This is a genomic window from Faecalibacterium sp. AF10-46 (assembly GCF_003604105.1).
Taxonomy (GTDB): Bacteria; Bacillota; Clostridia; order Oscillospirales; family Ruminococcaceae; genus Faecalibacterium; species Faecalibacterium taiwanense.
In genome coordinates this window covers 1-405 of record NZ_QVGY01000035.1, presented here as the reverse complement: position 1 = coordinate 405, position 405 = coordinate 1, and the positions used below count along the sequence as shown (strand labels likewise).

General features: G+C 51.6%; 1 protein-coding gene. It reads left to right on the top strand.

Features of this window, described 5'->3' with window-relative positions:
* A partial coding sequence (locus tag DWV57_RS14885) for a helix-turn-helix domain-containing protein (RefSeq protein WP_243112375.1) occupies positions 1–161 on the top strand: 161 nt, incomplete at its 5' end.
* Positions 162–405: the final 244 nt, after the last annotated feature.

Below are 405 nucleotides of genomic sequence, written 5' to 3'. Positions count from 1 at the left end.
AACAGGTTTTGCGACATTACAGAGGTTATATCAACAAGCTCTGTACAGGCATTCTCTATGACAAGCACGGTCAGCCTCATGTGTGCATAGACGAGTACATGAAACGCCATCTGGAAATCAAACTTATTTCCTCTATTGTGACCAGAGCCGAAACGGTTTGACCCTTTCCACGTTTCGGGACAGCACCTTGAAAAATATGCCCACAGGACAATGGCGGTGCATCATAGGGCAAACGGATACGTTTCTGTCTGTATCGAGCCGGACGGCGGGTGCGCCACGATGCTTTTCTCTGAAAAGTGGAGCGATCACCACCACGCCGCAATGCAAGCGCGGCTGCTTGCGGGCCATGACATACCGACAGGCTGATACTCCCTTACCGTCAAAGTCCGAGCGTTCAGAGCGTCG